Raw genomic sequence first — 21,756 nt, 5'->3', positions numbered from 1 at the left:
TGGGTCGGGTCGTGGCTGCCGTCTGGGCCGTGTCCGTGGCGCGGGGCATGCCTGGCGTCTGGGCCAGGCATGCCGTCCGAGGTGTCGCCGGGTGCGGCCGGGTGCGGTGGCCGTGGTGGTGGACGCCGTGCGCGTGGGTACGGGGTGCGCGGGGCGGCGGCTCCGGGCGGTGGGGTGCGGTGCAGCGCGCGGTGGTCGCGCGGGTGGGGGCAGACCGTGAGGCCCTTCCGGCCGCGAGTTCCGTCTCCCTCCCCGCCCCCGCACGGGCGGGAGCGCCCGGCCCCGTCTCCGGGGACCGGAGGCAAGCGACGCTCTCCGTTCCCGGCCCCGGCGGCCCTGTTCCTCGTACCCGGTTGTGCCGGGATCCTCGCGCTCGGGTGTCTCGCCTCCGTGCTGGGGTCGGGGCCCGTGCAGCGGCCCGTGGCGCTCGCCTTCGGGGGTCTCGTCGCCCTCGGTGAGCTGACCCGGCGGACCGATGCCGAGGCCCGGGAGGCCGCTCCGCTCGGGGCCGCGGGCGCGCTGGCGTACGCGCTGCTCGCAGACGTGGCCGGGCAGCCCGCGCACCACGGCGTCGCGCAGACCGTCACCGTCGTGCTCGCCGCCTCGCTGCTCGGCAGCGTGCCCTACGTCGCCCGCGGCAGCGGTCCCGTCCTCGACCACCTGGCGCGGCGCGTGCTCACCGTCGGCTTCGCCGCCGTGTGCTTCCGGCCGCTGTCCAACCAGGGTGTCTTCGACGACTGGAGCGGCCCCGCCTACGCGCTGCTGCTGCTCGCGCTGCTCGCCCTGACCACGCTGTGCGACGCCGTGCTCGCCGCGGCGCCCGCGCACGCGCGCACCGGCTGGCCCTTCGGGCCGCTGCTGCGGGAAGAACTGCGCGGCATGGTCGGGATCACGTCGGCGGTGTGCGCGACCGGCGCGGTGATGGCGCTCGCGGTGAGCGTCGCGGGACTGTGGGCGCTCCCCGTCTTCTCCGTGCCCCTGCTGCTCGCCCAGCTCTCCTACCGCCGGTACGCGGCCGTCCGGGCCACCTACCGGCAGACCATCGCCTCCCTGGCCCGCGCCACCGAGATCGCCGGGTACACCCCGGCCGGGCACGCCCGCCGCGTCGCCGGACTCGGTGTGGCCGTCGGGCGGGACCTGGGGCTGTCCGGGGCCGAGCTGACCGTGCTGGAGTACGCGGCCCTCATGCACGACATCGGCCAGCTGAGCCTGGTCGACCCGGTCCCGGCGGGCGCCACCGCGGACCTGCCCGCCGCCGAGCAGCGGCGGATCGCGCTGCTCGGCGGGGCGGTGGTCCGCCAGACCGGCGTCGACGCGGCGGTCGCGGTGGTCGTCGAGCGGCAGGCCGACCCCTGCCGGGAGCAGCCGGTCGCCGCCCGGATCGTGCGGGTCGTGAACGCCTACGAGGAGAAGGCGCGGGACGCGGGCCCGGGCGGCGTTCTGACGGCACTGGAGGAGCTGCGCCTGGCCACCGCCGGTGACTACGCTCCCGAAGTGGTGGAAGCACTGGCCCGGGTACTTTCCCGGGGCAGCCTTACCGAGCCCGCGGCTGGGTAACCCATGGGTAATGAGCGCCTCCGCAGCCGTACGTGGTTTGATGCCCGGAAGAGGGTGTCCGGGGGCGCGAAAGGCACAGCCAGCCCACAGAACGGAACTGGCAGGCGGGAATCGTGAGGATCTTCGGCAAGGCACGGCACCGGCCCTCCGCCTCCTGGCGGCAGGCCACCGACCGCGCGTTCACGCTGATCGGCGACGGTCGCTACGACGACGCGGGCGCGCTGCTGACGCGGGCGGCGGACCTGGAGCCCTGGCTGTCGGAGTCCTGGTTCAACCTGGCGCTGCTGCACAAGTTCCGGCACGACTGGGAGCAGGCGAGGGCGGCCGGCCTCAGGGCCGTCGCCCTGCTCGACCGGGACACCGGCGCCCCCGACTGGTGGAACGTCGGCATCGCCGCCACCGCCCTGCAGGACTGGCCGCTGGCCCGCCGCGCCTGGCAGGCCTACGGCCTGCGCACCCCGGGGAACGCCACGGACGCGGGTGAGCCGCTCGGCATGGATCTCGGCAGCGCGGCCGTACGGCTCTCCCCGGAGGGCGAGGCCGAGGTGGTGTGGGGGCGGCGGCTCGACCCCGCCCGCGTCGAGGTGCTGTCCATCCCGCTGCCGTCCTCCGGGCGGCGCTGGGGCGAGGTCGTCCTGCACGACGGCGTGCCGCACGGGGAACGGACGACCTCGGCCGGGCACTCGTACCCCGTCTTCGACGAGATCGAGCTGTGGGCGCCCTCGCCCGTGCCCACCTGGGTCGTCCTCCTGGAGGCCGCCACCGAGGCCGACCGGGACGCCCTGGAGCAGCTCGCCGCCGACGCCGGGTTCGCCGCCGAGGACTGGTCCTCCTCCGTCCGGCTGCTGTGCCGGATGTGCTCGGAGTCCCGCATGCCGTCCGACGAGGGCGAGGGCGAGCACCTCGACCCGCACGACCACAGCGAACCCGGACACCCCGGGCCCCTGGGGCACCGCACCGACGGGCAGCTGTGGGTGCCGGAGCGGGAGTGCGGGGTGGCCGCGCCGGCCGGGCTGGTGAAGGGGTTGCTGGACGGGTGGGTCGCGGACAGTCCTGACTCCCGGGACTGGCGGGACCTGGAAGAGGTCTGCTGAGCGGCCCCGTAGTCTTTGTCAGGACAGTCTCTGTCAGGACACTCCAGCAGCAGTCACCATCAGCATCACCCTTGGTTGTACGAGGAAGGCATACGTCGGTCATGGCCCAGCAGGACACCGATCAGCAGCACCCGGGCGTGCTCCCCGTGGACGACGAGGGGTTCGTCGTCGACACCGAGGACTGCGAGGAGCGTGAGGCCGACTGGCGCGGGCGCGGCACCTCACGTCCGATCACGGTGGTCGGCAACCCGGTGCTGCACAAGGAGTGCGAGGACGTCACCGACTTCGGCGAGGAGTTCCAGCAGCTGGTGGCCGACATGTTCGCCAGCCAGCGCACCGCCGAGGGCGTGGGCCTGGCCGCCAACCAGATCGGCGTCTCCAGGAAGGTCTTCGTCTACGACTGCCCCGACGACGAGGGCGTCCGCCACGTCGGCGTGGTCTGCAACCCCAAGCTCGTCGAGCTGCCCGCCGACCGCCGCCGCCTGGACGACAGCAACGAGGGCTGCCTGTCCGTGCCGACCGCCTACGCGCCGCTAGCCCGGCCCGACTACGCCGAGGTGACCGGGCAGGACGAGAAGGGCAACCCCGTCAAGGTGCGCGGCACCGGGTACTTCGCACGGTGTTTGCAGCACGAGACGGACCACCTGTACGGGTACCTGTACATCGACCGGCTCTCCAAGCGCGAACGCAAGGACGCGCTGCGGCAGATGGCCGAGAACGAGCCGCGCTACCCGGTGGTCGCGAACGACTGACGTCGCCCCACCCGCCCCGCATCTGTCTTGCGCACGGCGCCTGTTCGGGTCTTCCCCCGAGCGGGCGCCGTTCGTCTGTGTTCCTCGGTGGGAAGCCGCCACACAACAGGAGAATTCCGGCACCGGGGGGTAGTGAATGAAGCAAATCCGTTCCCAGGGCGGTCAGTTGTGGTGCTGAATGGGAAGTGCGGGGATACGCAACGGCGCACGCCCCGCTCAGCGAGAGGGGTGCGCCACCGGCGGCTGAGAGGGGTTTGTTCGTGCATGCTTTCCCACACGGCACCACAGCGACACCGACCGCGATCGCAGTACCACCATCGCTCCGTCTTCCGGTGATCGAGGCGGAATTTCCCCGGCAACTGCACCCGTATTGGCCGAAGCTCCAGGAGACCACCCGGGCCTGGCTGCTCGAAAAGCGGCTCATGCCGGCGGACAAGGTCGAGGAATATGCCGACGGTCTGTGCTACACGGACCTCATGGCGGGGTACTACCTGGGCGCCCCCGACGAGGTCATGCAGGCGATAGCGGACTACAGCGCCTGGTTCTTCGTCTGGGACGACCGGCACGACCGTGACATCGTCCACGGCCGTCCCGGCGCCTGGCGGCGGCTGCGCGACCGGCTGCACACGGCACTCGACTCACCCGGGGACCACCTGCACCACGAGGACACGCTGGTGGCCGGGTTCGCCGACAGTGTGCGGCGGCTCTACGCCTTCCTGCCGGCCACCTGGAACGCCCGGTTCGCCCGGCACTTCCACACGGTGATCGAGGCGTACGACCGGGAATTCCACAACCGCACGCACGGAATCGTGCCCGGCGTCGAGGACTACCTCGAACTGCGCCGGCTCACCTTCGCGCACTGGATCTGGACCGACCTGCTGGAGCCGAGTTCGGGCTGCGAACTCCCCGACGCCGTCCGGAAACACCCGGCATATCGCCGGGCGGCGCTGCTGAGCCAGGAATTCGCCGCCTGGTACAACGACCTCTGCTCGCTGCCGAAGGAAATAGCGGGAGACGAGGTCCACAATCTCGGCATCAGTCTCATCACCCATCATTCACTCACGCTGGAAGAAACCATCGGAGAAGTCCGGCGGCGTGTCGAGGAATGCATCATCGAATTCCTCGCCGTGGAGCAGGACGCCTTACGGTTCGCCGACGAACTCGCCGACGGAACCGTACGCGGAAAGGAACTGAGCGGCGCCGTACGGGCCAACGTCGGCAATATGCGGAACTGGTTCAGTTCCGTCTACTGGTTCCACCACGAGTCCGGCCGGTACATGGTCGACAGCTGGGACGACCGGTCCACGCCCCCGTACGTCAACAACGAAGCGGCAGGTGAGAAATGACCGTCGAGTCCGTCAACCCCGAAACCCGCGCACCGGGGGCACCCGAGCTGCGCGAACCGCCCGTCGCGGGCGGCGGCGTACCGCTGCTCGGCCACGGCTGGCGGCTGGCCCGCGACCCGCTGGCCTTCATGTCCCAGCTGCGCGACCACGGCGACATCGTGCGCATCAAGCTCGGCCCCAAGACCGTCTACGCGGTCACGAACCCGGAGCTGACCGGCGCCCTCGCCCTGAGCCCCGACTACCACATAGCCGGCCCGCTGTGGGAGTCGCTGGAGGGGCTGCTCGGCAAGGAGGGCGTGGCGACCGCCAACGGCCCGCTCCACCGCCGCCAGCGCCGCACCATCCAGCCGGCGTTCCGGCTCGACGCCATCCCCGCCTACGGGCCGATCATGGAGGAGGAGGCGCACGCGCTCGCCGAGCGCTGGCAGCCCGGGCGGACCGTCGACGCCACCTCCGAGTCCTTCCGGGTCGCCGTGCGCGTCGCGGCCCGCTGCCTGCTGCGCGGGCAGTACATGGACGAGCGGGCCGAGCGGCTGTGCGTCGCGCTCGCCACCGTCTTCCGGGGCATGTACCGGCGCATGGTGGTCCCGCTCGGACCGCTGTACCGGCTGCCGCTTCCGGCCAACCGCCGATTCAACGACGCGTTGGCCGATCTGCATCTGCTGGTCGACGAGATCATCGCCGAGCGCCGCGCATCCGGTCAAAAGCCGGACGATTTGCTCACGGCATTGCTGGAGGCGAAGGACGACAATGGCGACCCGATCGGGGAACAGGAGATCCACGACCAGGTGGTCGCGATACTCACCCCCGGCAGTGAAACCATCGCGTCCACGATCATGTGGTTGCTCCAGGCACTTGCCGACCATCCGGAACATGCCGACCGCATACGCGATGAAGTCGAAGCGGTCACCGGCGGACGCCCCGTGGCATTCGAGGACGTCCGCAGGCTCACGCACACCGGCAATGTCATCGTGGAGGCCATGCGTTTGCGTCCGGCCGTATGGGTATTGACGCGGCGCGCGGTGGCCGAGTCGGAACTCGGTGGCTATCGCATTCCGGCCGGTGCGGACATCATCTACAGTCCGTACGCAATCCAACGCGATCCGAAGTCGTACGACGACAACCTGGAGTTCGACCCGGACCGATGGCTCCCGGAACGCGCGAAGAATGTGCCGAAATACGCCATGAAGCCGTTCAGTGCGGGCAAGCGGAAGTGCCCCAGTGACCACTTCTCGATGGCACAGCTCGCGCTGATCACGGCCGCGCTCGCCACCAAGTACCGCTTCGAGCAGGTGGCGGGCTCCAACGACGCCGTTCGCGTCGGCATCACGCTGCGTCCGCACGACCTGCTGGTCAGGCCCGTGGCGCGGTGACGCGACCGTAGCGGATCAGGCGGCGGCCTCAGGGCCCCGGAAGGTGCGCCGGTAGGCGTGCGGGGTGGTGCCCAGGGCCCTGGTGAACTGGTGCCTCAGGGCCGCCGCCGTACCGAAACCGGCGCGCCAGGCGATCGCGTCCATCGTCTCGTCCGTCGCCTCCAGCAGCCGCTGGGCCAGCAGTACGCGCTGGCGCAGGATCCAGCGGTAGGGGGTCGTCCCCGTCTCCTGCTGGAAGCGGCGGGCGAAGGTGCGCGGGGACATGTGCGCCCTGGCCGCGAGCTGCTCGACGGTGACCTCCTCGTCGAGGTGCTGTTCCATCCAGGCCAGCACCTCGCCGACGGTGTCGCAGGAGGAGCGCGGCAGTGGCCGTTCGATGTACTGCGCCTGCCCGCCGTCCCGGTGCGGCGGCACCACCATGCGCCGGGCGATCCGGTTGGCGACCTCCGGCCCCTGCTCCTTGCGCACGATGTGCAGGCAGGCGTCGATGCCGGCGGCGGTCCCGGCCGAGGTGATCACCGGGTCCTCGTCGACGTAGAGCACGTCCGGCGCGACCTCGGCCCGCGGGTACTGCCGGGCCAGCTCGGCCGCGTGGTGCCAGTGCACCGCGCACCGCCGCCCGTCCAGCAGGCCGGCGGCGCCCAGCACGAAGACGCCGGAGCACACGCTCAGCACGCGGGTGCCCCGGTCCGTCGCCCTGCGCAGGGCCTCCAGCAGCCCGGGCGGATACTCCCGGCGGACGAAATCACTGCCCGCCGGCACCGCGATCAGGTCGGCCTCGTCCAGCCGCTCGAGACCGTACGGCGTGGAGACGGTCAGTCCACCGACGTGGGTGGTCAGCTCGGGGCCCTCCGCGGAGACCACCGCGAAGTCGTACCGCGGCAGGCCCTCGTCGCTCCGGTCGATACCGAAGACCTCGCAGATCACGCCCAGTTCGAAGGGATGCGCGCCGTCCAGCAGGACGGCGGCCACGTTGCGCAACATGCCGCCAGTGTGCCTCGGAAGTGGCAGGAAATCGAGGTCTTACGGCAGTCCTGCCACTCCCGGTAAGGAGTATCCGGCGCGACAGTGGTGTCATGACCGGAAACCAGATAGAAGGCCTTGTCGGAATGCTCGCGACCTTCGGACTCCTCGTCCTCATGGTCCTCCCCTCGGTGATCGGCATCGTGCGCGAGAGGCGCATCGACCGTCAGATCAGGGAGGCCCAGGAGGACAGGGGCCAGGGGAAGGAGACTCAGAAGTCCTCGGACAGGTCGACGGTGCCCTCCACCGCCACCTGGTACGCCGAGGGGCGCCGCTCGAAGAAGTTGGTCAACTCCTGAACGCCCTGCAGCTCCATGAAGGAGAAGGGGTTCTCGGAGCCGTACACCGGAGCGAAGCCGAGACGCGTCAGACGCTGGTCGGCCACGCACTCCAGGTACTGCCGCATCGAGTCGGTGTTCATGCCCGGGAGGCCGTCACCGCACAGGTCGCGCGCGAACTGCAGCTCGGCCTCGACGGCCTCCCGCAGCATGTCGGTGACCTGCTCCCCGAGCGCGTCGTCGAACAGCTCCGGCTCCTCCTTGCGCACGGTGTCGACGACGTCGAACGCGAAGGACATGTGCATGGTCTCGTCCCGGAACACCCAGTTGGTGCCGGTGGCCAGACCGTGCAGCAGACCCCGGCTGCGGAACCAGTAGACGTAGGCGAAGGCGCCGTAGAAGAACAGGCCCTCGATGCACGCGGCGAAGCAGATGAGGTTGAGCAGGAAACGGCGCCGGTCGGCCTTGGTCTCCAGCCGGTCGATCGACTCCACCGAGTCCATCCACTTGAAGCAGAACCCGGCCTTCTCCCGGATGGACGGGATGTTCTCCACGGCCGCGAAGGCGGCGGCGCGGTCCTCCGGGTCGGGCAGGTAGGTGTCAAGCAGCGTCAGATAGAACTGGACGTGGACGGCCTCCTCGAAGAGCTGGCGGGACAGGTACAGCCGCGCCTCGGGGGAGTTGATGTGCTTGTAGAGGGTCAGCACCAGGTTGTTCGCGACGATCGAGTCACCGGTGGCGAAGAAGGCCACCAGCCGGCCGATCAGATGCTGCTCCATGGGGCTGAGCTTCGCGAGGTCGGCGACGTCCGAGTGGAGGTCGACCTCCTCCACGTGCCAGGTGTTCTTGATGGCGTCCCGGTAGCGCTCGTAGAAGTCCGGGTAGCGCATGGGGCGCAGGGTCAGCTCGAAGCCCGGGTCGAGCAGGTTCTTCGTGGCAGGGGTCTCGGTGGTCATTACTGGCAGGCCTCGCAGGACTCGGGGTTTTCCAGGGAGCAGGCGACCGCTTCGGGGTCCGGGGTGGCCTGCACGGGGACGGTGGCGGCTCGGGCCGCGGCGCGGGCGATCCGGGTCGCCGGGCGCGAGCGCAGGTAGTACGTGGTCTTCAGGCCCTGCTTCCAGGCGTACGCGTACATCGAGGAGAGCTTGCCGATGGTCGGCGTCTCCAGGAACAGGTTCAGCGACTGGGCCTGGTCGAGGTACGGGGTGCGGGCGGCGGCCATGTCGATCAGGCCGCGCTGCGGGATCTCCCAGGCGGTCCGGTACAGCGCGCGCACGTCCTCGGGGATCCAGGTGAAGCCCTGCACCGAGCCGTTGGCCTCGCGCAGCGCCTCGCGGGTGCGTGCGTCCCACACGCCGAGCCGCTTGAGGTCGTCCACCAGGTAGGAGTTGACCTGGAGGAACTCACCCGACAGCGTCTCGCGCTTGAAGAGGTTGGACACCTGCGGCTCGATGCACTCGTAGACACCGGCGATGGAGGCGATGGTCGCGGTCGGAGCGATGGCCAGGAGCAGGGAATTGCGCAGCCCGGTCGTGGCCATGCGCTCGCGCAGCGCGGCCCAGCGCTCCGGCCAGACGGGCTCGACGCCGTAGTGGTCCGGGTGCAGCACGCCCCGGGCCGTGCGGGTCTTCTCCCAGGCCGGCGCGGGGCCGTTGCGCTCGGCGAGGTCGGCGGAGGTCTCGTACGCGGCGAGCATGATCCGCTCGGCGATGCGGGTGGACAGGGCCTTCGCCTCGGGGGAGTCGAAGGGCAGGCGCAGCTGGAAGAAGACGTCCTGCAGGCCCATCGCGCCGAGGCCGACCGGGCGCCAGCGGGCGTTGGAGCGGCCCGCCTGCTCGGTCGGGTAGAAGTTGATGTCGACGACCCGGTCGAGGAAGGTGACGGCGGTGCGGACGGTGGCGTCCAGGCGTTCCCAGTCCATGTCGCCCCTCGCGGGGTCGGCGAAGGCGCCGAGGTTGACCGAGCCCAGGTTGCAGACCGCCGTCTCCCCGTCGTCGGTGACCTCGAGGATCTCCGTGCAGAGGTTGGAGGAGTGGACGACGTGGCCGGGGACCGCGGTCTGGTTCGCGGTCCGGTTGGCGGTGTCCTTGAAGGTCATCCAGCCGTTGCCGGTCTGCGCGAGGGTGCGCATCATGCGGCCGTACAGCTCGCGGGCGGGCAGCGTCTTGCGGGCGAGCCCCGCCTCCTCCGCCCTGCGGTAGGCGGCGTCGAACTCCTCGCCCCACAGGTCGGTCAGCTCCGGCACGTCGGCGGGGGAGAACAGCGACCAGGTCCCGTCGGTGTCCACCCGGCGCATGAACTCGTCCGGGATCCAGTGCGCGAGGTTCAGGTTGTGCGTACGGCGGGCGTCCTCACCGGTGTTGTCCCGCAGCTCCAGGAACTCCTCGACGTCCGCGTGCCAGGTCTCCAGGTAGACCGCCGCCGCGCCCTTGCGCCGGCCGCCCTGGTTCACGGCGGCCACCGAGGCGTCCAGCGTCTTCAGGAACGGGACGATGCCGTTGGAGTGCCCGTTGGTGCCGCGGATCAGCGAACCGCGGGCGCGGACGCGGGAGTAGGCGATGCCGATGCCGCCGGCGTGCTTGGAGAGGCGGGCGACCTGGTGGAGGCGGTCGTAGAGGGAGTCCAGCTCGTCCTTGGGGGAGTCCAGGAGGTAGCAGGACGACATCTGGGCGTGCCGGGTGCCGGAGTTGAAGAGGGTGGGGGAGGAGGGGAGGTAGTCGAGGCGGCTCATCAGGCCGTAGAGGGCGGCCACTTCGTCCACCGCGCGGACGGTGTCGTCCTCGGCGAGTCCGGCGGCGACCCGCAGCATGAAGTGCTGGGGCGTCTCGACGGCCTTGCGGGTGATCGGATGGCGGAGCAGGTAGCGGCTGTACAGGGTGCGCAGACCGAAGTAGCCGAAGCGGTCGTCGGCGGCCGGATCGATCAGCGCGTCAAGGCGGTCCGCGTGCAGCCGTACGAACGCGGCGGTGCGGTCGGCGATCAGGCCCTCGCGGTGGCCGGTGGCGACGGAGTCGGTGAAGGTGACGACGCCCTGGGTGGCGGCCTCGGCGCGGATGCCGATGCTCAGCAGCCGGGCGGCCAGCCGGGAGTAGACCGGGTCCTCGGAGATCAGACCGGCGGCCGCCTCCGTGGCCAGCTCGCGCAGCTCGGCCTCGTCCGCGCGGGCGGACCGGCCGCGCAGTGCGGCGGCGGCCACCCGGCCGGGATCGGCGTCGGTGAGGTCGGCGGTCAGCCCGGTCAGGGTCCGCAGCAGGGCGGCACCGGGTCCGTCGGATTCCCCGGTCGCCGTCACCGGGGTCGCTGAAGCCGGATCGGCTGGCGCGATGGTCACGTGGAGCACTCCCTCGCTCGGCACGGGGCCTGGCGGAGGGCAGGGGGCAGCACACGAGCGCACGCGGCGTCGCGTCCACCGGCCCACTCCACGAGGCCCGGACGTCATGGCACCCGGGCCGGGACGGCCGGGCGCGCTGTCGGCAGGTCCTCGGACTGAACAGGCGTGCGCGCACATGCGAAGACGTACGGATACACGCAAGTACACCGTTGCGGGACAGTTCCGGATTCGCACCGGATTCCCCTGCGGCGACAGCGAGCACGAGCATACATCTTGTGCCGGGTGACGCGAGCACCCCCAGATGTTGTGTCCCGATGGGGTGTCGCGCCGGTGTCAGAGCGTCAGTTCGTAAGTGAGCAGCATGATGTCGTCCAGCTCCGGCAGGGGGTTCCAGTCGCGGTCGGGCGTGCGGACGAAGCCCAGGCGCTCGTAGAGGCGGTGGGCGGTGCGCATGGTGGCCTGGGTCGACAGCACGACGCCCACGCAGCCCGGCACGGTCCGGGCGCGGTCCACGCAGGCCCGTACGAGGGCCTCGCCGGCCCCGCGGCCGCGTGCCTCGCGGGCGACGGCGAGCATGCGTATCTCGGCCTCGCCGGGGCCCGCGATGTCCGCCATGGGCCCGCCGGACGGCACGAAGGTCACGCCGCCGAGCACCCGGCCGTCCGCCGCGGCGACCAGCACCTCGGCGGCCGCCGCCCGCTTGGCCACGTCGCGCAGCTCGTCCAGGTACGAGTCGCTCTCCCCGAAGTCGAGGAGGCCGTCGCGCAGGTAGGCCTGCGCGGTGATCTCGCCGAGGGTGTCGTACCCCTCGGCCGTCGCCCGCCGGATCACGAAGTCCATAGCGCCGAGTGTGCCCGACGGGTGCGACAACGGGCCGCCGGATTTCTCCGACGGCCCGTCTCGAAGCAGGAACTCGAACCAGGGATCAGTGCGAGCTGCCCGCCGTGGCCGGCGGCAGTTCCACCTGGACACCCGGGTCGCCGGCGTCCGCCGTGTAGTCGCTCGGCTTGGTCTCGTCGACGCCGTCGGGCGCCTTGACCGCCTTCAGGACGAAGGTGAGGACCACCGTGACCAGGACGTTCAGCACGAAGGCGGTGAGGCCGATGTAGCCGATCTCGCCGATGCCGGGGATCTCCTCGGAGGAGCCGCCGAAGTGCGCTTGCGTCGGCGAGGCGACCCCGTAGGCGGCGACCGTGCCGTAGACCATGCCGACCGCCCAGCCGCCGAGCAGCGCCCAGCGGTGGAACCAGCGGGTGAACAGGCCGCCGACCAGGGCCGGGAAGGTCTGCAGGATCCAGATGCCGCCCAGCAGCTGGAAGTTGATCGCGACGGTCTTGTCCATGCCCAGGACGAAGATCAGCGCGCCCACCTTCACCAGGAGCGACACCAGCTTGGAGACCTTGGTCTCCTGCTGCGGCGTGGCGTCCGGCTTGATGAAGTCCTTGTAGATGTTGCGGGTGAACAGGTTCGCGGCCGCGATCGACATGATCGCCGCCGGGACCAGCGCGCCGATGCCGATCGCCGCGAAGGCCACGCCCGCGAACCAGTCCGGGAACATGTTCTCGAACAGCTGCGGGATCGCCAGCTGGCCGTTCTCCACCTTGACCCCGGCCGCGATCGCCATGAAGCCCAGCAGCGCGAGCAGGCCCAGCATCAGCGAGTACAGCGGCAGGATCGTGGTGTTGCGGCGGATCACCTCACGGCTGCGCGAGGACAGCGTGGCGGTGATCGAGTGCGGGTACATGAAGAGCGCGAGGGCCGAGCCGAGCGCGAGGGTCGCGTACGTCCACTGCCCTCCCGCGGCCGGCACCACTCCGCCCGCTCCCGTCTCGGTGAACTTGTCGCTCGCCGACGCGAAGATGTCGTCGAAGCCGCCCAGCTTGATCGGGATGTAGATGATCGCCACCGCGATGACGATGTAGATCAGCGTGTCCTTCACGAACGCGATCAGCGCGGGCGCGCGCAGTCCCGACGAATAGGTGTACGCCGCCAGCACACCGAAGGCGATCAGCAGCGGCAGGTCCTTGACGAACCAGTTGGTGTCCTCGCCGCCGCCGACGCCCATCACGTCGAGCACGGCCTGGATGCCGACCAGCTGCAGCGCGATGTACGGCATGGTCGCCAGGATGCCGGTGACGGCCACCGCCAGCGACAGGCCCTTGGAGCCGAACCGGCCGCGCACGAAGTCCGAGGTCGTCACGTATCCGTGCTTGTGCGAGACCGACCACAGGCGGGGCAGGAAGGTGAAGATCAGCGGGTAGACCAGGATCGTGTACGGCACCGCGAAGAAGCCGGACGCGCCCGCCGCGTAGATGGCCGCCGGGACGGCCACGAAGGTGTACGCGGTGTACAGGTCGCCGCCCAGCAGGAACCAGGTGACCCAGGTGCCGAACGAGCGGCCGCCGAGGCCCCACTCGTCGAGGCTGTGCTCGTTCTCGGCGCGGCGCCAGCGGGCGGCCAGGAAGCCCATGGCGGTGACGAGGACGAAGAAGAAGATGAAGACGGCGAGTGCGACGCCGTTCACGCCGTCGTTCATCGCGACTCACCGCCCTTCGGGGCGGAGGAGGCGGAGCCCACGGCGGCGGAGTGGGCGGCGCGTCCGCGCTGGTCCCACTGCCACAGCTTGTACGCGGTCACCGTCAGCAGTGTGGAGATCAGCACCCAGGCCATCTGGTACCAGTAGAAGAACGGGATGCCGATGAGGGCCGGGTCCGTCTTCGAGTACGAACCGACCCACAGCATGGCGACGAACGGTGCGACAAGACAGAGCCCGATGACGACGCGCACCGGCGTCACCACCGGCTCTCTGCTCACTTCTGTGTCTTCTGACATGCGCGGCTCCGTCCCCTCGCTGATCACCTCGTGCAGTGCGCACGAAATGTAGGTGACGGTGTCAAGACAGCGGAAGACCTCGTCCGTATATCGGTCCTCAACTGCAACTTCGCGCCCGCGCGCGAGGAGGTATGCCGGGTATGCACTAGTCCTGGGGCCGCTTGAGGCGGGCCACGAACTTGTAGCGGTCGCCCCGGTACACCGACCGCACCCACTCCACCGGCTGACCGGTGCGGTCCTGCGAGTGCCGGGAGAGCATCAGCATGGGCAGGCCCACGTCGGTGCCGAGCAGACCGGCCTCGCGCGGGGTGGCCAGGGAGGTCTCGATGGTCTCCTCGGCCTCGGCGAGATGGACGTCGTACACCTCGGCGAGCGCGGTGTAGAGGGACGTGTACTTCACCAGGGAGCGGCGCAGGGCCGGGAAGCGCTTCGCGCTGAGGTGGGTGGTCTCGATGGCCATCGGCTCACCGTTGGCCATGCGCAGCCGTTCGATGCGCAGCACCCGGCCGCCGGCCGTGATGTCCAGCAGTCCGGCGAGCCGGTCGTCGGCGGTGATGTAGCCGATGTCCAGCAGCTGCGAGGTGGGTTCGAGGCCCTGGGCCCGCATGTCCTCGGTGTACGAGGTGAGTTGCAGCGCCTGCGACACCTTGGGCTTGGCGACGAAGGTGCCCTTGCCCTGGATGCGCTCCAGGCGGCCCTCGACGACCAGCTCCTGCAGGGCCTGGCGCACCGTCGTGCGCGAGGTGTCGAACTCGGCGGCCAGGGTGCGCTCGGGCGGGACCGGCGTGCCCGGCGTCTGGGTCCGGGTCATGTCGAGCAGATGCTTCTTCAGACGGTAGTACTTGGGCACGCGCGCGGTACGGACGGTCGCCCCACCCTCGTTCTCCGCACTGCTGACGTCGGTGCTCATGCTCTGCCTTCCCGGCTCCGGGTGCCGAAGCGACCGCTATCCCTGTCGGCCACGGCTCACATCGTGGCACGGCTTCGTGCCGGGATGGCCCCCGCACGCTCCGTGATCCCTTCTGTATACCCGTGGGAACACCCTTGGTCTAGTCCACAGGGTGGTCGGACGCCGCTGGTACGCGCGTTCGGAGCCGTTGCGGCACGTCATTCGGTGGGAGGTGGTACACCCGGTCCCGGTCCGTCCGATCTGCCGCTTGCGCAATGAAAGGTCCCTGCATATCTCGGTCCCATCACGGACGCGGGGACTGAGTTTGAACACCCTTGACAGTCCAATTGGTCTGGGCCAAGCTCCCCGTACTGGTCTACACCATTGGTCCAGGTCCCGGCCCCAGGAGCGGTACGCGTTCACGCTCGAACCGCAGGGAGGCAGGGGGGTTTGTGGCATCCCTGAGGAGGGTGGCGTGAAGCGCAAGCTGATAGCCGCGATCGGTATCGCGGGCATCATGGCAAGCATCGCGGCGTGCGGAGGCTCGGACGACGACGCGTCCAAGCAGGACCCGAAGGACCGCAAGGGCGAGCTCACCGTCTGGTTGATGGTGGACGCCCAGAGTAGCTGGCCCGAGCTGGTCAAGCAGGCGAACAGCGAGTTCAACAAGAAGTACCCCGGCGTCAAGGTCAACGTCCAGTACCAGCAGTGGGGCGACAAGACCAAGAAGCTCGACGCCGCCCTGTCCGGCGACTCGTTCCCCGACGTGGTCGAGCTCGGCAACACCGAGACCATGACGTACATCCTCAACGGCGCCCTCGGCGAGATCGACGCCAAGAAGTACGACAACTCGGACACGTGGATCGAGGGCCTCAAGGACACCTGTTCCTACGAGGGCAAGCTCTACTGCGTCCCGTACTACGCGGGTGCCCGCGTCGCCATCTACAACAAGGACATGTTCAAGGCCGGCACGGGCTCCGACCAGCTGCCGACGACCGAGGCCGACCTGCTCAAGGCGCTCGACAAGGTCCAGGCGAAGTACAAGAAGGACAACGCGTTCTCCGCGCTGTACCTGCCGGGCCGCTACTGGTACGCCGCCATGTCCTACGTGGCCGCCTACGGCGGCGAGATCGCCACCTACGACGAGGGCAGCAAGGAGTGGAAGGCCGCCCTGTCCACGCCGGAGGCGCAGAAGGGCATCCAGCACTTCGTCGACCTGGTCAAGAAGTACAACCACGGTGACCAGACGAAGGACGAGCAGGACCACGCCAACGTCATGGCCAACGAGAAGGCCGCCCTTCTCTACGGCAACGGCTGGGAGGCCGGCAGTGTCGTCGACTCCAAGACGAACGGCAACCCCAAGCTGAAGGACAAGATCGCCACGGCGGGCATGCCCGGCCCGGACGGCAAGGCCCTGCCCTCCTTCATCGGCGGGTCCGACCTCGCGACCGTCTCGAAGTCCGACCAGCAGGACCTGGGACAGGAATGGATCTCGTTGTTCACCAACGAGAAGTCCCAGGCCGCACTGGCCGAGAAGAACATCCTGCCGAACAACACCAAGCAGCTCGAGCCGCTGAAGGCCAAGCCCGAGACGGCGCCGATCGCCAACGCGGTCCCGGACGCCTGGTTCACCCCGATCGCCCCGGGCTGGTCCGCGATCGAGAAGAAGGAAACGCTCGAGACGATGCTCCTCGACATCCTCAAGGGCAAGTCGGTCGCCGACGCCACCAAGGCGGCCGACGAGGAGATCAACTCCCTGATCAACGAGTCCTCCTGAGCCTCCCCGCTCGAACCCTCGTTGACCTCCGGTGCCTTGTCCGGCCGCGCCGCCGGACAAGGCCGGTTGGGCGGCCGGCCGCTTGGGGCGTGCTGGCCGCCGACTCGATGCAGAACCCTTCGAACGGAAGGCCAGCACAGTGAGTGCCGCCGACATCAAGACAGCCGGCCCGGAGGTGTCCGCCCCGCGGCCGCCTCACGGTGACGGCCCGGCGCCGTCCGCACCCCGGCGGAGCCGGTGGACGAACGGGCCGTTGCTGCCCTATCTGCTGATCGCGCCGGCTGTCGTGGCCCTCGCCGCGGTGTTCGTCTGGCCGCTGATCAAGACCGTGATCATGTCCTTCCAGGACGTCGGCCGACGCGAACTGTGGACCGGTCAGGCCGCCGACTGGGTCGGCTTCGACCAGTTCGCCAACATCCTCGGCGACAGCGAGTTCTACGACGTCGTGTGGCGCACCGTGCTGTTCATGGTGGTGTGCGTCGTCACCACACTGGCCATCGGCCTCTTCCTCGCGCACTCCATGCAGCGCATGACGAAGGCGGTGCGACTGCTGCTGACCGGCGCCCTGATCGCGGCCTGGTCGCTGCCCCTGCTGGTCGCCACCTCGATCTTCCGCTGGTTCGCCGACTCCGACTACGGCGTCGCCAACATGGTGCTCACCGAGTACCTGGGCCTCGACTTCCAGGGCCACAACTGGTGGCTCGATCCGAAGCAGGGCTTCGTCATGATCGGTGCCGTGGTGGTGTGGGGGGCCGTGCCGTTCGTCGCCGTCACCCTGTACGCCGCCTTCACCCAGGTGCCCAGTGAGCTGGAGGAGGCCGCGGAGCTGGACGGTGCCGGCCGCATCGGCGTGTTCCGCTACGTGACCTGGCCGGTGATCAAGCCCGTCTTCCAGATGGTGGCCACACTCTCGGTGATCTGGGACTTCAATGTCTTCGGACAGGTCTTCCTGATGCGCGGCAACAAGCCGGAGGAGGAGTACAACCTGCTCGGCCTCTACTCGTACGAGAAGGCCTTCGAGTCGAACAGCTTCAGCCAGGGCGCCGCCATCGCCCTGATCACTGTGCTGCTCCTCTCCGGCGTCGCCGTCTACTACCTGCGCCAGCTGCTCAAGATCGGAGAGGTCGAGTGAGCGACACGACAGCCCCGGGCGCCACGGCGCCCGACTACCGGCCCGACCGCAAGAAGCGCAGCCGGCACTTCTACAACCTCGTAGGTCTCGTCACCTTCGTGGTGATGGCCTTCCCGGTCTACTGGCTCGTGGTGAGCGCTCTGCGCCCCAACATCGAGATCCGCTCCTACGACCAGAAGCTCTGGCCGAACTCCATCACCTTCGACAACTTCCGCCGGGCGATCGACGCGCCGAACTTCGGCACCGCCATCCAGTCCAGTCTCATCATCTGTGTGACCGCCGTCCTCGGCGCGATGGTGCTGTCCACGATCGCGGCCTTCGCGATCGGCCGGTTCCGGTTCGCCGGCCGCAAGGTCTTCATGATCGTGCTGCTCGTGGTGCAGCTGCTGCCGCCCACGGCCATGCTGATCCCCCTCTACATCCAGCTGAACGACCTGGGGGCGATCAACGAGTACTGGGGCGTCATCGTCATCTACCTCGTCACCACGCTGCCGTTCGCCACCTGGATGATCCGCGGGTTCGTCGTGAACATCCCGCTGGAGCTGGAGGAGGCCGCGATGGTGGACGGCTGCTCCCGGATGGGTGCCTTCTGGCGCGTGGTGTTCCCGCTGCTCGCCCCCGGCCTCGCCGCCGCGTCGATCTTCTCGCTGATCAACGCGTGGAACGAATACCTGCTCGCCTACATCGTGCTGCAGGACAACGACAAGTACACGCTCAACGTCTGGCTCATGAATTTCACCACCTCGCACGGCACCGACTACGGCGCCCTGATGGCCGCCTCGACGATGATCGCGATACCCGTCGTGGCCTTCTTCATGATCGTTCAGAAGAAGATGGCCGCCGGCCTCACCTCCGGCGCCGTGAAGGGATAGCGCCACCGATGACGACCCTCGCCAGGGCCACCGACACCCTCACGCGCGACGCGCTCACCGTCCTCCAGCCCGGCTTCGCCGGCACCACCGCACCCGACTGGCTGCTGCGCCGACTCGGCGAAGGGCTGGCGTCCGTCGCCCTGTTCGGGCGCAACGTCACCTCGCCCGAGCAGGTGGCGGCCCTGACCGCGCAGCTGCGCGCCGAGCGCGAGGACGTGCTCGTCGCGATCGACGAGGAGGGCGGTGACGTCACCCGCCTGGAGGTGCGCACCGGATCCTCCTTCCCCGGCAACCACGCCCTCGGCGCGGTGGACGACGTCGGGCTCACCCGGGCGGTGGCCGCGGAACTGGGCCGTCGGCTCGCCGCCGCGGGCGTCGACTTCAACTGGGCCCCGTCCGCCGACGTGAACTCCAACCCGGACAACCCGGTCATCGGCGTACGCGCCTTCGGCGCCGACACCGACCTGGTCGCCCGGCACACCGCGGCCTACGTCACCGGCATGCAGTCCGCGGGCGTGGCCACCTGCACCAAGCACTTCCCGGGCCACGGCGACACGGGCATCGACTCCCACCACGCCATGCCGCGCATCGACGTGGACGCCGACGTGCTGGCCGAGCGCGACCTCGTCCCGTTCCGCGCGGCCGTCGCGGCCGGCACCCGCGCGGTGATGAGCGCCCACATCCTGGTCCCGGCCCTGGATCCGGACCGTCCGGCAACGTTGTCCCGCCGCATCCTGACCGATCTGCTCCGGGGCGAACTGGGCTACGACGGGCTCGTCGTCACCGACGGCATCGAGATGAAGGCCATCGCCGGCACCTACGGCATCGAACGCGGCACCGTCATGGCCATCGCGGCCGGTGCCGACGCGATCTGCGTGGGCGGCGGCCTGTCCGACGAGGGCACCGTACGGCGGCTGAGCGACGCGCTGGTCGAGGCCGTACGCGCCGGTGAACTGCCCGAGGAGCGCCTGGCCGACGCGGCGGAACGGGTCAGGGCACTGGCCCGCTGGACCGCGGCGAACCGGCCGGGCGGCGCCGCCGAGGAGACCATCGACGGGGACGTCGGCCTGCGCGCGGCCCGTCGCGCTCTGCGCGTCACCGTCGCCGGGGACTTCACCCCGCTCACCGAGCCGCCGTACGTCGCCGCGCTCACGCCCGTGGCGAACATCGCGGTCGGCGACGAGACGCCCTGGGGCGTCGCGGCCGAGCTCCTCCGCCTGCTCCCGGGCACCGAGACCGGCAGCTTCAACGGCGCCGACGCCGGAAGCGAGGCGCTGGCCGCGGCGGGCTCCCGCCGTGTCGTCGCCGTCGTCCGCGACGAGCACCGCCACCCGTGGATGGCGGCGGCCCTGGACGTCCTGCTGGCGGCCAGGCCCGACACGATCGTCGTCGAGATGGGCGTCCCGCGCGCCCAGCCCCGCGGCGCCCTCCACGTGGCCACCCACGGTGCTGCCCGCGTCTGCGGCCGAGCGGCTGCGGAGGCCATCGCGGGCGTCTGACGAGCAGTGCACTGTGTCGCCACGCCGAAGGCGCCGGTCCCGGAGGGGGACCGGCGCCTTCGCCGTGTGTGGCCGCGCGCGGGCTTCGGCGAGGGTGGAGTTCGCCGGGGTGCCGACGGGCGGGGGGCTCGGGATCTGGGCGAGGCAGACCATTGCCGCGGGTACGGGTGCGGGTGCGGGTGCGGCGGGTGTGGGCACGGCAAAGGCGCCGGGGCCCTGTGACGGGATCCGGCGCCTCTCGCGCGTGGGTGTCCGGCCCGGTGGGCCCGGGACGGGACGGGTCAGATGCCCTGCCAGTCCGGCTTGTGGGCGTAGGTGTGCCGGAAGTAGTCGGCGAGCTTCAGCTTGGACGCGGCGGCCTCGTCGACGACGACCGTGGCGTGCGGATGCAGCTGCAGCGCGGAGGCAGGGCACAGCGCCGCGACCGGGCCCTCGACGCTGGCGGCGACCGCGTCGGCCTTGCCCTCGCCGGTGGCGAGCAGCACCACGTGCCGCGCCTCCAGGATGGTGCCGATGCCCTGCGTGATCACGTGGTGCGGCACCTGCTCGATGTCGCCGTCGAAGAAGCGAGCGTTGTCGACGCGGGTCTGCTCGGTCAGGGTCTTGATCCGCGTCCGGGAGGCGAGCGAGGAGCACGGCTCGTTGAAGCCGATGTGACCGTCGGTGCCGATGCCCAGCAGCTGGAGGTCGACCCCGCCGGCCCCGCTCAGCGCCCGGTCGTAGGCCTCGCACGCGCCCTGCACGTCCGTGGCCGTCCCGTCCGGGCCCATGAACGCGTCCATGTCGATGTCCAGCGGTTCGAGCACCTCGCGCCGCAGCACCGAGCGGTACGACTCCGGGTGCTCCGCGGGCAGCCCCACGTACTCGTCGAGCTGGGCGATCCGGGCCCGCGCGGTGTCCACGGCACCCGAGCGCACCTTGGCCGCCAGCGCCTCGTACACGGGCAGCGGCGTCGAGCCGGTGGCCACCCCGAGCAGGGCGTCGGGCTTGCGCCGGAGCAGCTGCGCCATGGCTTCGGCTATGAGTTCGCCGCCCGCCTTGGCATCGGGAACGATGACAACTTCCACGCTGGCCTGCCGTTTCGAAGAGAGGACTCACCCGGGGCCCGGGACTGGCTATGTGGTTTAGACCAATCTAACAGAGCGGGGCCCAGCGGTCTCGCTGAAACGGGCATGCGGGTGGCGGCGTTCGGCGGTGGTGTCAGGTCAGTGATCCTCCCGTGGCGTCCACCCAGCTTCCCGTGACCCACCGGCCTCCGTGCGAGGCGAGGAACGCGACCACGTCGGCCACCTCGGCCGGCGCCCCCACTCCGCCCAGGGCCGAGAAGGCCGCCGCCTGCGCCCAGCCGTCCGGACTCCCGTGCAGCATCGCGGCCGTGTTGTCCGTGTCGATGATGCCTGGCGCCACCGAGTTCACCGTGATCCCGCGGGCGCCCAGCACCTTGGAGAGGTCGCGCGAGAACACGTCCAGGGCGCCCTTCGTCATCGCGTACGCCATGTTGTCCGGCATCACCGCGGTGCGGGCCAGGCCCGACGAGATGTTGATGACCCGGCCGCCGTCGCGCAGCCGCCCCATGCCGTGCTTGAGGATGAAGAACGGCGCCTTCACATTGACCGTGAAGACCGCGTCGTACTCCGCCTCCCCTATCTCCCCGATGGGGCGCGTGCTGCCGATCCCCGCGTTGTTCACCAGGACGTCCAGACCGTCGGCGTGTCTGTCGAACTCCTCCCACAGGGCCTCGGCGGCACCGGGGGCGCTCAGGTCGGCCCCGATCGTGAACGCCGATCCGCCCGCCGCCTCGATCGCGGCGACCGTGTCCTTCGCCGCCCCCTCGTTCCTCCCGTAGTGCACCGCGACCCGGGCGCCGTCACGGCCCAGCCGCTCCGCGATGCCCCGCCCGATGCCCCTGCTCGCCCCTGTGACCAGTGCCGTCCTGCCGGCAAGCGCGCCCATCTCGGCGCCCCCCTTCGCTTTCACTAGTGGTCGTTACAGAAATGACCG

Annotated in this window: 18 protein-coding genes and 1 riboswitch; of the genes, 9 read left to right on the top strand and 9 right to left on the bottom strand. The window is 70.1% G+C overall.

The window, feature by feature from the left end; genetic code table 11:
* Positions 1-336 precede the first annotated feature (336 nt).
* The 5 genes from ABS735_RS30525 (at position 337) to ABS735_RS30505 (ending at position 6,122) form a co-directional block, all read left to right on the top strand.
* A complete protein-coding gene (locus ABS735_RS30525; protein ID WP_373902769.1) occupies positions 337-1,557 on the top strand; it encodes an HD-GYP domain-containing protein in 1,221 nt (406 codons plus the stop codon).
* Positions 1,558-1,670: 113 nt separating this feature from the next.
* Entirely contained in the window at positions 1,671-2,651 is a 981-nt protein-coding gene (locus ABS735_RS30520) for a tetratricopeptide repeat protein (protein WP_373902497.1), read from the top strand.
* A gap of 101 nt (positions 2,652-2,752) precedes the next feature.
* Positions 2,753-3,403: a peptide deformylase gene (gene def / locus ABS735_RS30515; RefSeq protein ID WP_373902496.1), complete on the top strand. Its 651-nt coding sequence runs from the start codon at positions 2,753-2,755 to the stop codon at positions 3,401-3,403.
* Between the two features lie 260 nt (positions 3,404-3,663).
* Positions 3,664-4,749 carry an epi-isozizaene synthase gene (gene cyc1, locus ABS735_RS30510; protein ID WP_373902495.1) on the top strand — a complete coding sequence of 362 codons (1,086 nt, stop codon included), beginning with the start codon at positions 3,664-3,666 and terminating at the stop codon, positions 4,747-4,749.
* Positions 4,746-6,122: a bifunctional albaflavenone monooxygenase/terpene synthase gene (locus ABS735_RS30505; RefSeq protein WP_373902494.1), complete on the top strand. Its 1,377-nt coding sequence runs from the start codon at positions 4,746-4,748 to the stop codon at positions 6,120-6,122. The genes cyc1 and ABS735_RS30505 overlap by 4 nt, the downstream gene beginning before the upstream one ends.
* Before the next feature lie 15 nt (positions 6,123-6,137).
* Here the strand turns inward: ABS735_RS30505 and ABS735_RS30500 are convergent, their stop codons facing one another.
* The 7 genes from ABS735_RS30500 to ABS735_RS30470 all read right to left on the bottom strand — a co-directional run bounded on the left by ABS735_RS30500 (position 6,138) and on the right by ABS735_RS30470 (position 14,496).
* Positions 6,138-7,106 carry a GlxA family transcriptional regulator gene (locus ABS735_RS30500; protein ID WP_373902493.1) on the bottom strand — a complete coding sequence of 323 codons (969 nt, stop codon included), beginning with the start codon at positions 7,104-7,106 and terminating at the stop codon, positions 6,138-6,140.
* Between the two features lie 250 nt (positions 7,107-7,356).
* Positions 7,357-8,379 carry a ribonucleotide-diphosphate reductase subunit beta gene (locus ABS735_RS30495; protein ID WP_373902492.1) on the bottom strand — a complete coding sequence of 341 codons (1,023 nt, stop codon included), beginning with the start codon at positions 8,377-8,379 and terminating at the stop codon, positions 7,357-7,359.
* Positions 8,379-10,754, bottom strand: coding sequence for a ribonucleoside-diphosphate reductase subunit alpha (locus ABS735_RS30490; protein ID WP_373902491.1), 2,376 nt, complete (start codon positions 10,752-10,754; stop codon positions 8,379-8,381). Before ABS735_RS30490 ends, ABS735_RS30495 begins: the two co-directional genes overlap by 1 nt.
* Positions 10,755-10,878: 124 nt before the next feature.
* A riboswitch (cobalamin riboswitch) is annotated at positions 10,879-11,022 on the bottom strand.
* A gap of 65 nt (positions 11,023-11,087) precedes the next feature.
* Positions 11,088-11,594, bottom strand: a complete 507-nt coding sequence (locus tag ABS735_RS30485) for a GNAT family N-acetyltransferase (RefSeq protein ID WP_373902490.1) — start codon at positions 11,592-11,594, stop codon at positions 11,088-11,090.
* Positions 11,595-11,679: 85 nt separating this feature from the next.
* Positions 11,680-13,290, bottom strand: a complete 1,611-nt coding sequence (gene mctP / locus ABS735_RS30480; protein ID WP_373902489.1) for a monocarboxylate uptake permease MctP — start codon at positions 13,288-13,290, stop codon at positions 11,680-11,682.
* Positions 13,287-13,586: a DUF3311 domain-containing protein gene (locus ABS735_RS30475; protein WP_373902488.1), complete on the bottom strand. Its 300-nt coding sequence runs from the start codon at positions 13,584-13,586 to the stop codon at positions 13,287-13,289. The genes mctP and ABS735_RS30475 overlap by 4 nt, the downstream gene beginning before the upstream one ends.
* Before the next feature lie 145 nt (positions 13,587-13,731).
* Positions 13,732-14,496: a GntR family transcriptional regulator gene (locus tag ABS735_RS30470; RefSeq protein WP_003973740.1), complete on the bottom strand. Its 765-nt coding sequence runs from the start codon at positions 14,494-14,496 to the stop codon at positions 13,732-13,734.
* A 454-nt stretch (positions 14,497-14,950) separates the two neighbouring features.
* On the opposite strand from ABS735_RS30470, the gene ABS735_RS30465 reads away from it, so the two are divergent.
* From ABS735_RS30465 to ABS735_RS30450, 4 genes are all read left to right on the top strand, one after another.
* Positions 14,951-16,252: a sugar ABC transporter substrate-binding protein gene (locus ABS735_RS30465; RefSeq protein ID WP_373902486.1), complete on the top strand. Its 1,302-nt coding sequence runs from the start codon at positions 14,951-14,953 to the stop codon at positions 16,250-16,252.
* A gap of 139 nt (positions 16,253-16,391) precedes the next feature.
* Complete coding sequence (locus tag ABS735_RS30460; protein ID WP_373902485.1) at positions 16,392-17,384, top strand: carbohydrate ABC transporter permease; 993 nt, start codon at positions 16,392-16,394, stop codon at positions 17,382-17,384.
* Positions 17,381-18,256 carry a carbohydrate ABC transporter permease gene (locus ABS735_RS30455; protein WP_373902484.1) on the top strand — a complete coding sequence of 292 codons (876 nt, stop codon included), beginning with the start codon at positions 17,381-17,383 and terminating at the stop codon, positions 18,254-18,256. The genes ABS735_RS30460 and ABS735_RS30455 overlap by 4 nt, the downstream gene beginning before the upstream one ends.
* A gap of 8 nt (positions 18,257-18,264) precedes the next feature.
* A complete protein-coding gene (locus ABS735_RS30450) occupies positions 18,265-19,755 on the top strand; it encodes a glycoside hydrolase family 3 protein (protein WP_373902483.1) in 1,491 nt (496 codons plus the stop codon).
* A 281-nt stretch (positions 19,756-20,036) separates the two neighbouring features.
* Here ABS735_RS30450 and nagB read toward each other — a convergent pair whose 3' ends face one another.
* A complete protein-coding gene (gene nagB / locus ABS735_RS30445; protein WP_373902482.1) occupies positions 20,037-20,822 on the bottom strand; it encodes a glucosamine-6-phosphate deaminase in 786 nt (261 codons plus the stop codon).
* A 133-nt stretch (positions 20,823-20,955) separates the two neighbouring features.
* On the bottom strand, positions 20,956-21,708 hold the full coding sequence (locus tag ABS735_RS30440; protein ID WP_373902481.1) for an SDR family oxidoreductase: 753 nt from the start codon (positions 21,706-21,708) through the stop codon (positions 20,956-20,958).
* Between the last annotated feature and the right edge of the window lie 48 nt (positions 21,709-21,756).

Origin of the sequence: Streptomyces sp. MMCC 100, from assembly GCF_041538145.2 — a bacterium.
Lineage (GTDB): Bacteria > Actinomycetota > Actinomycetes > Streptomycetales > Streptomycetaceae > Streptomyces.
The sequence above is the reverse complement of the archived record's forward strand: the minus strand, read 5'-3'. Positions and strand labels throughout refer to the sequence as shown.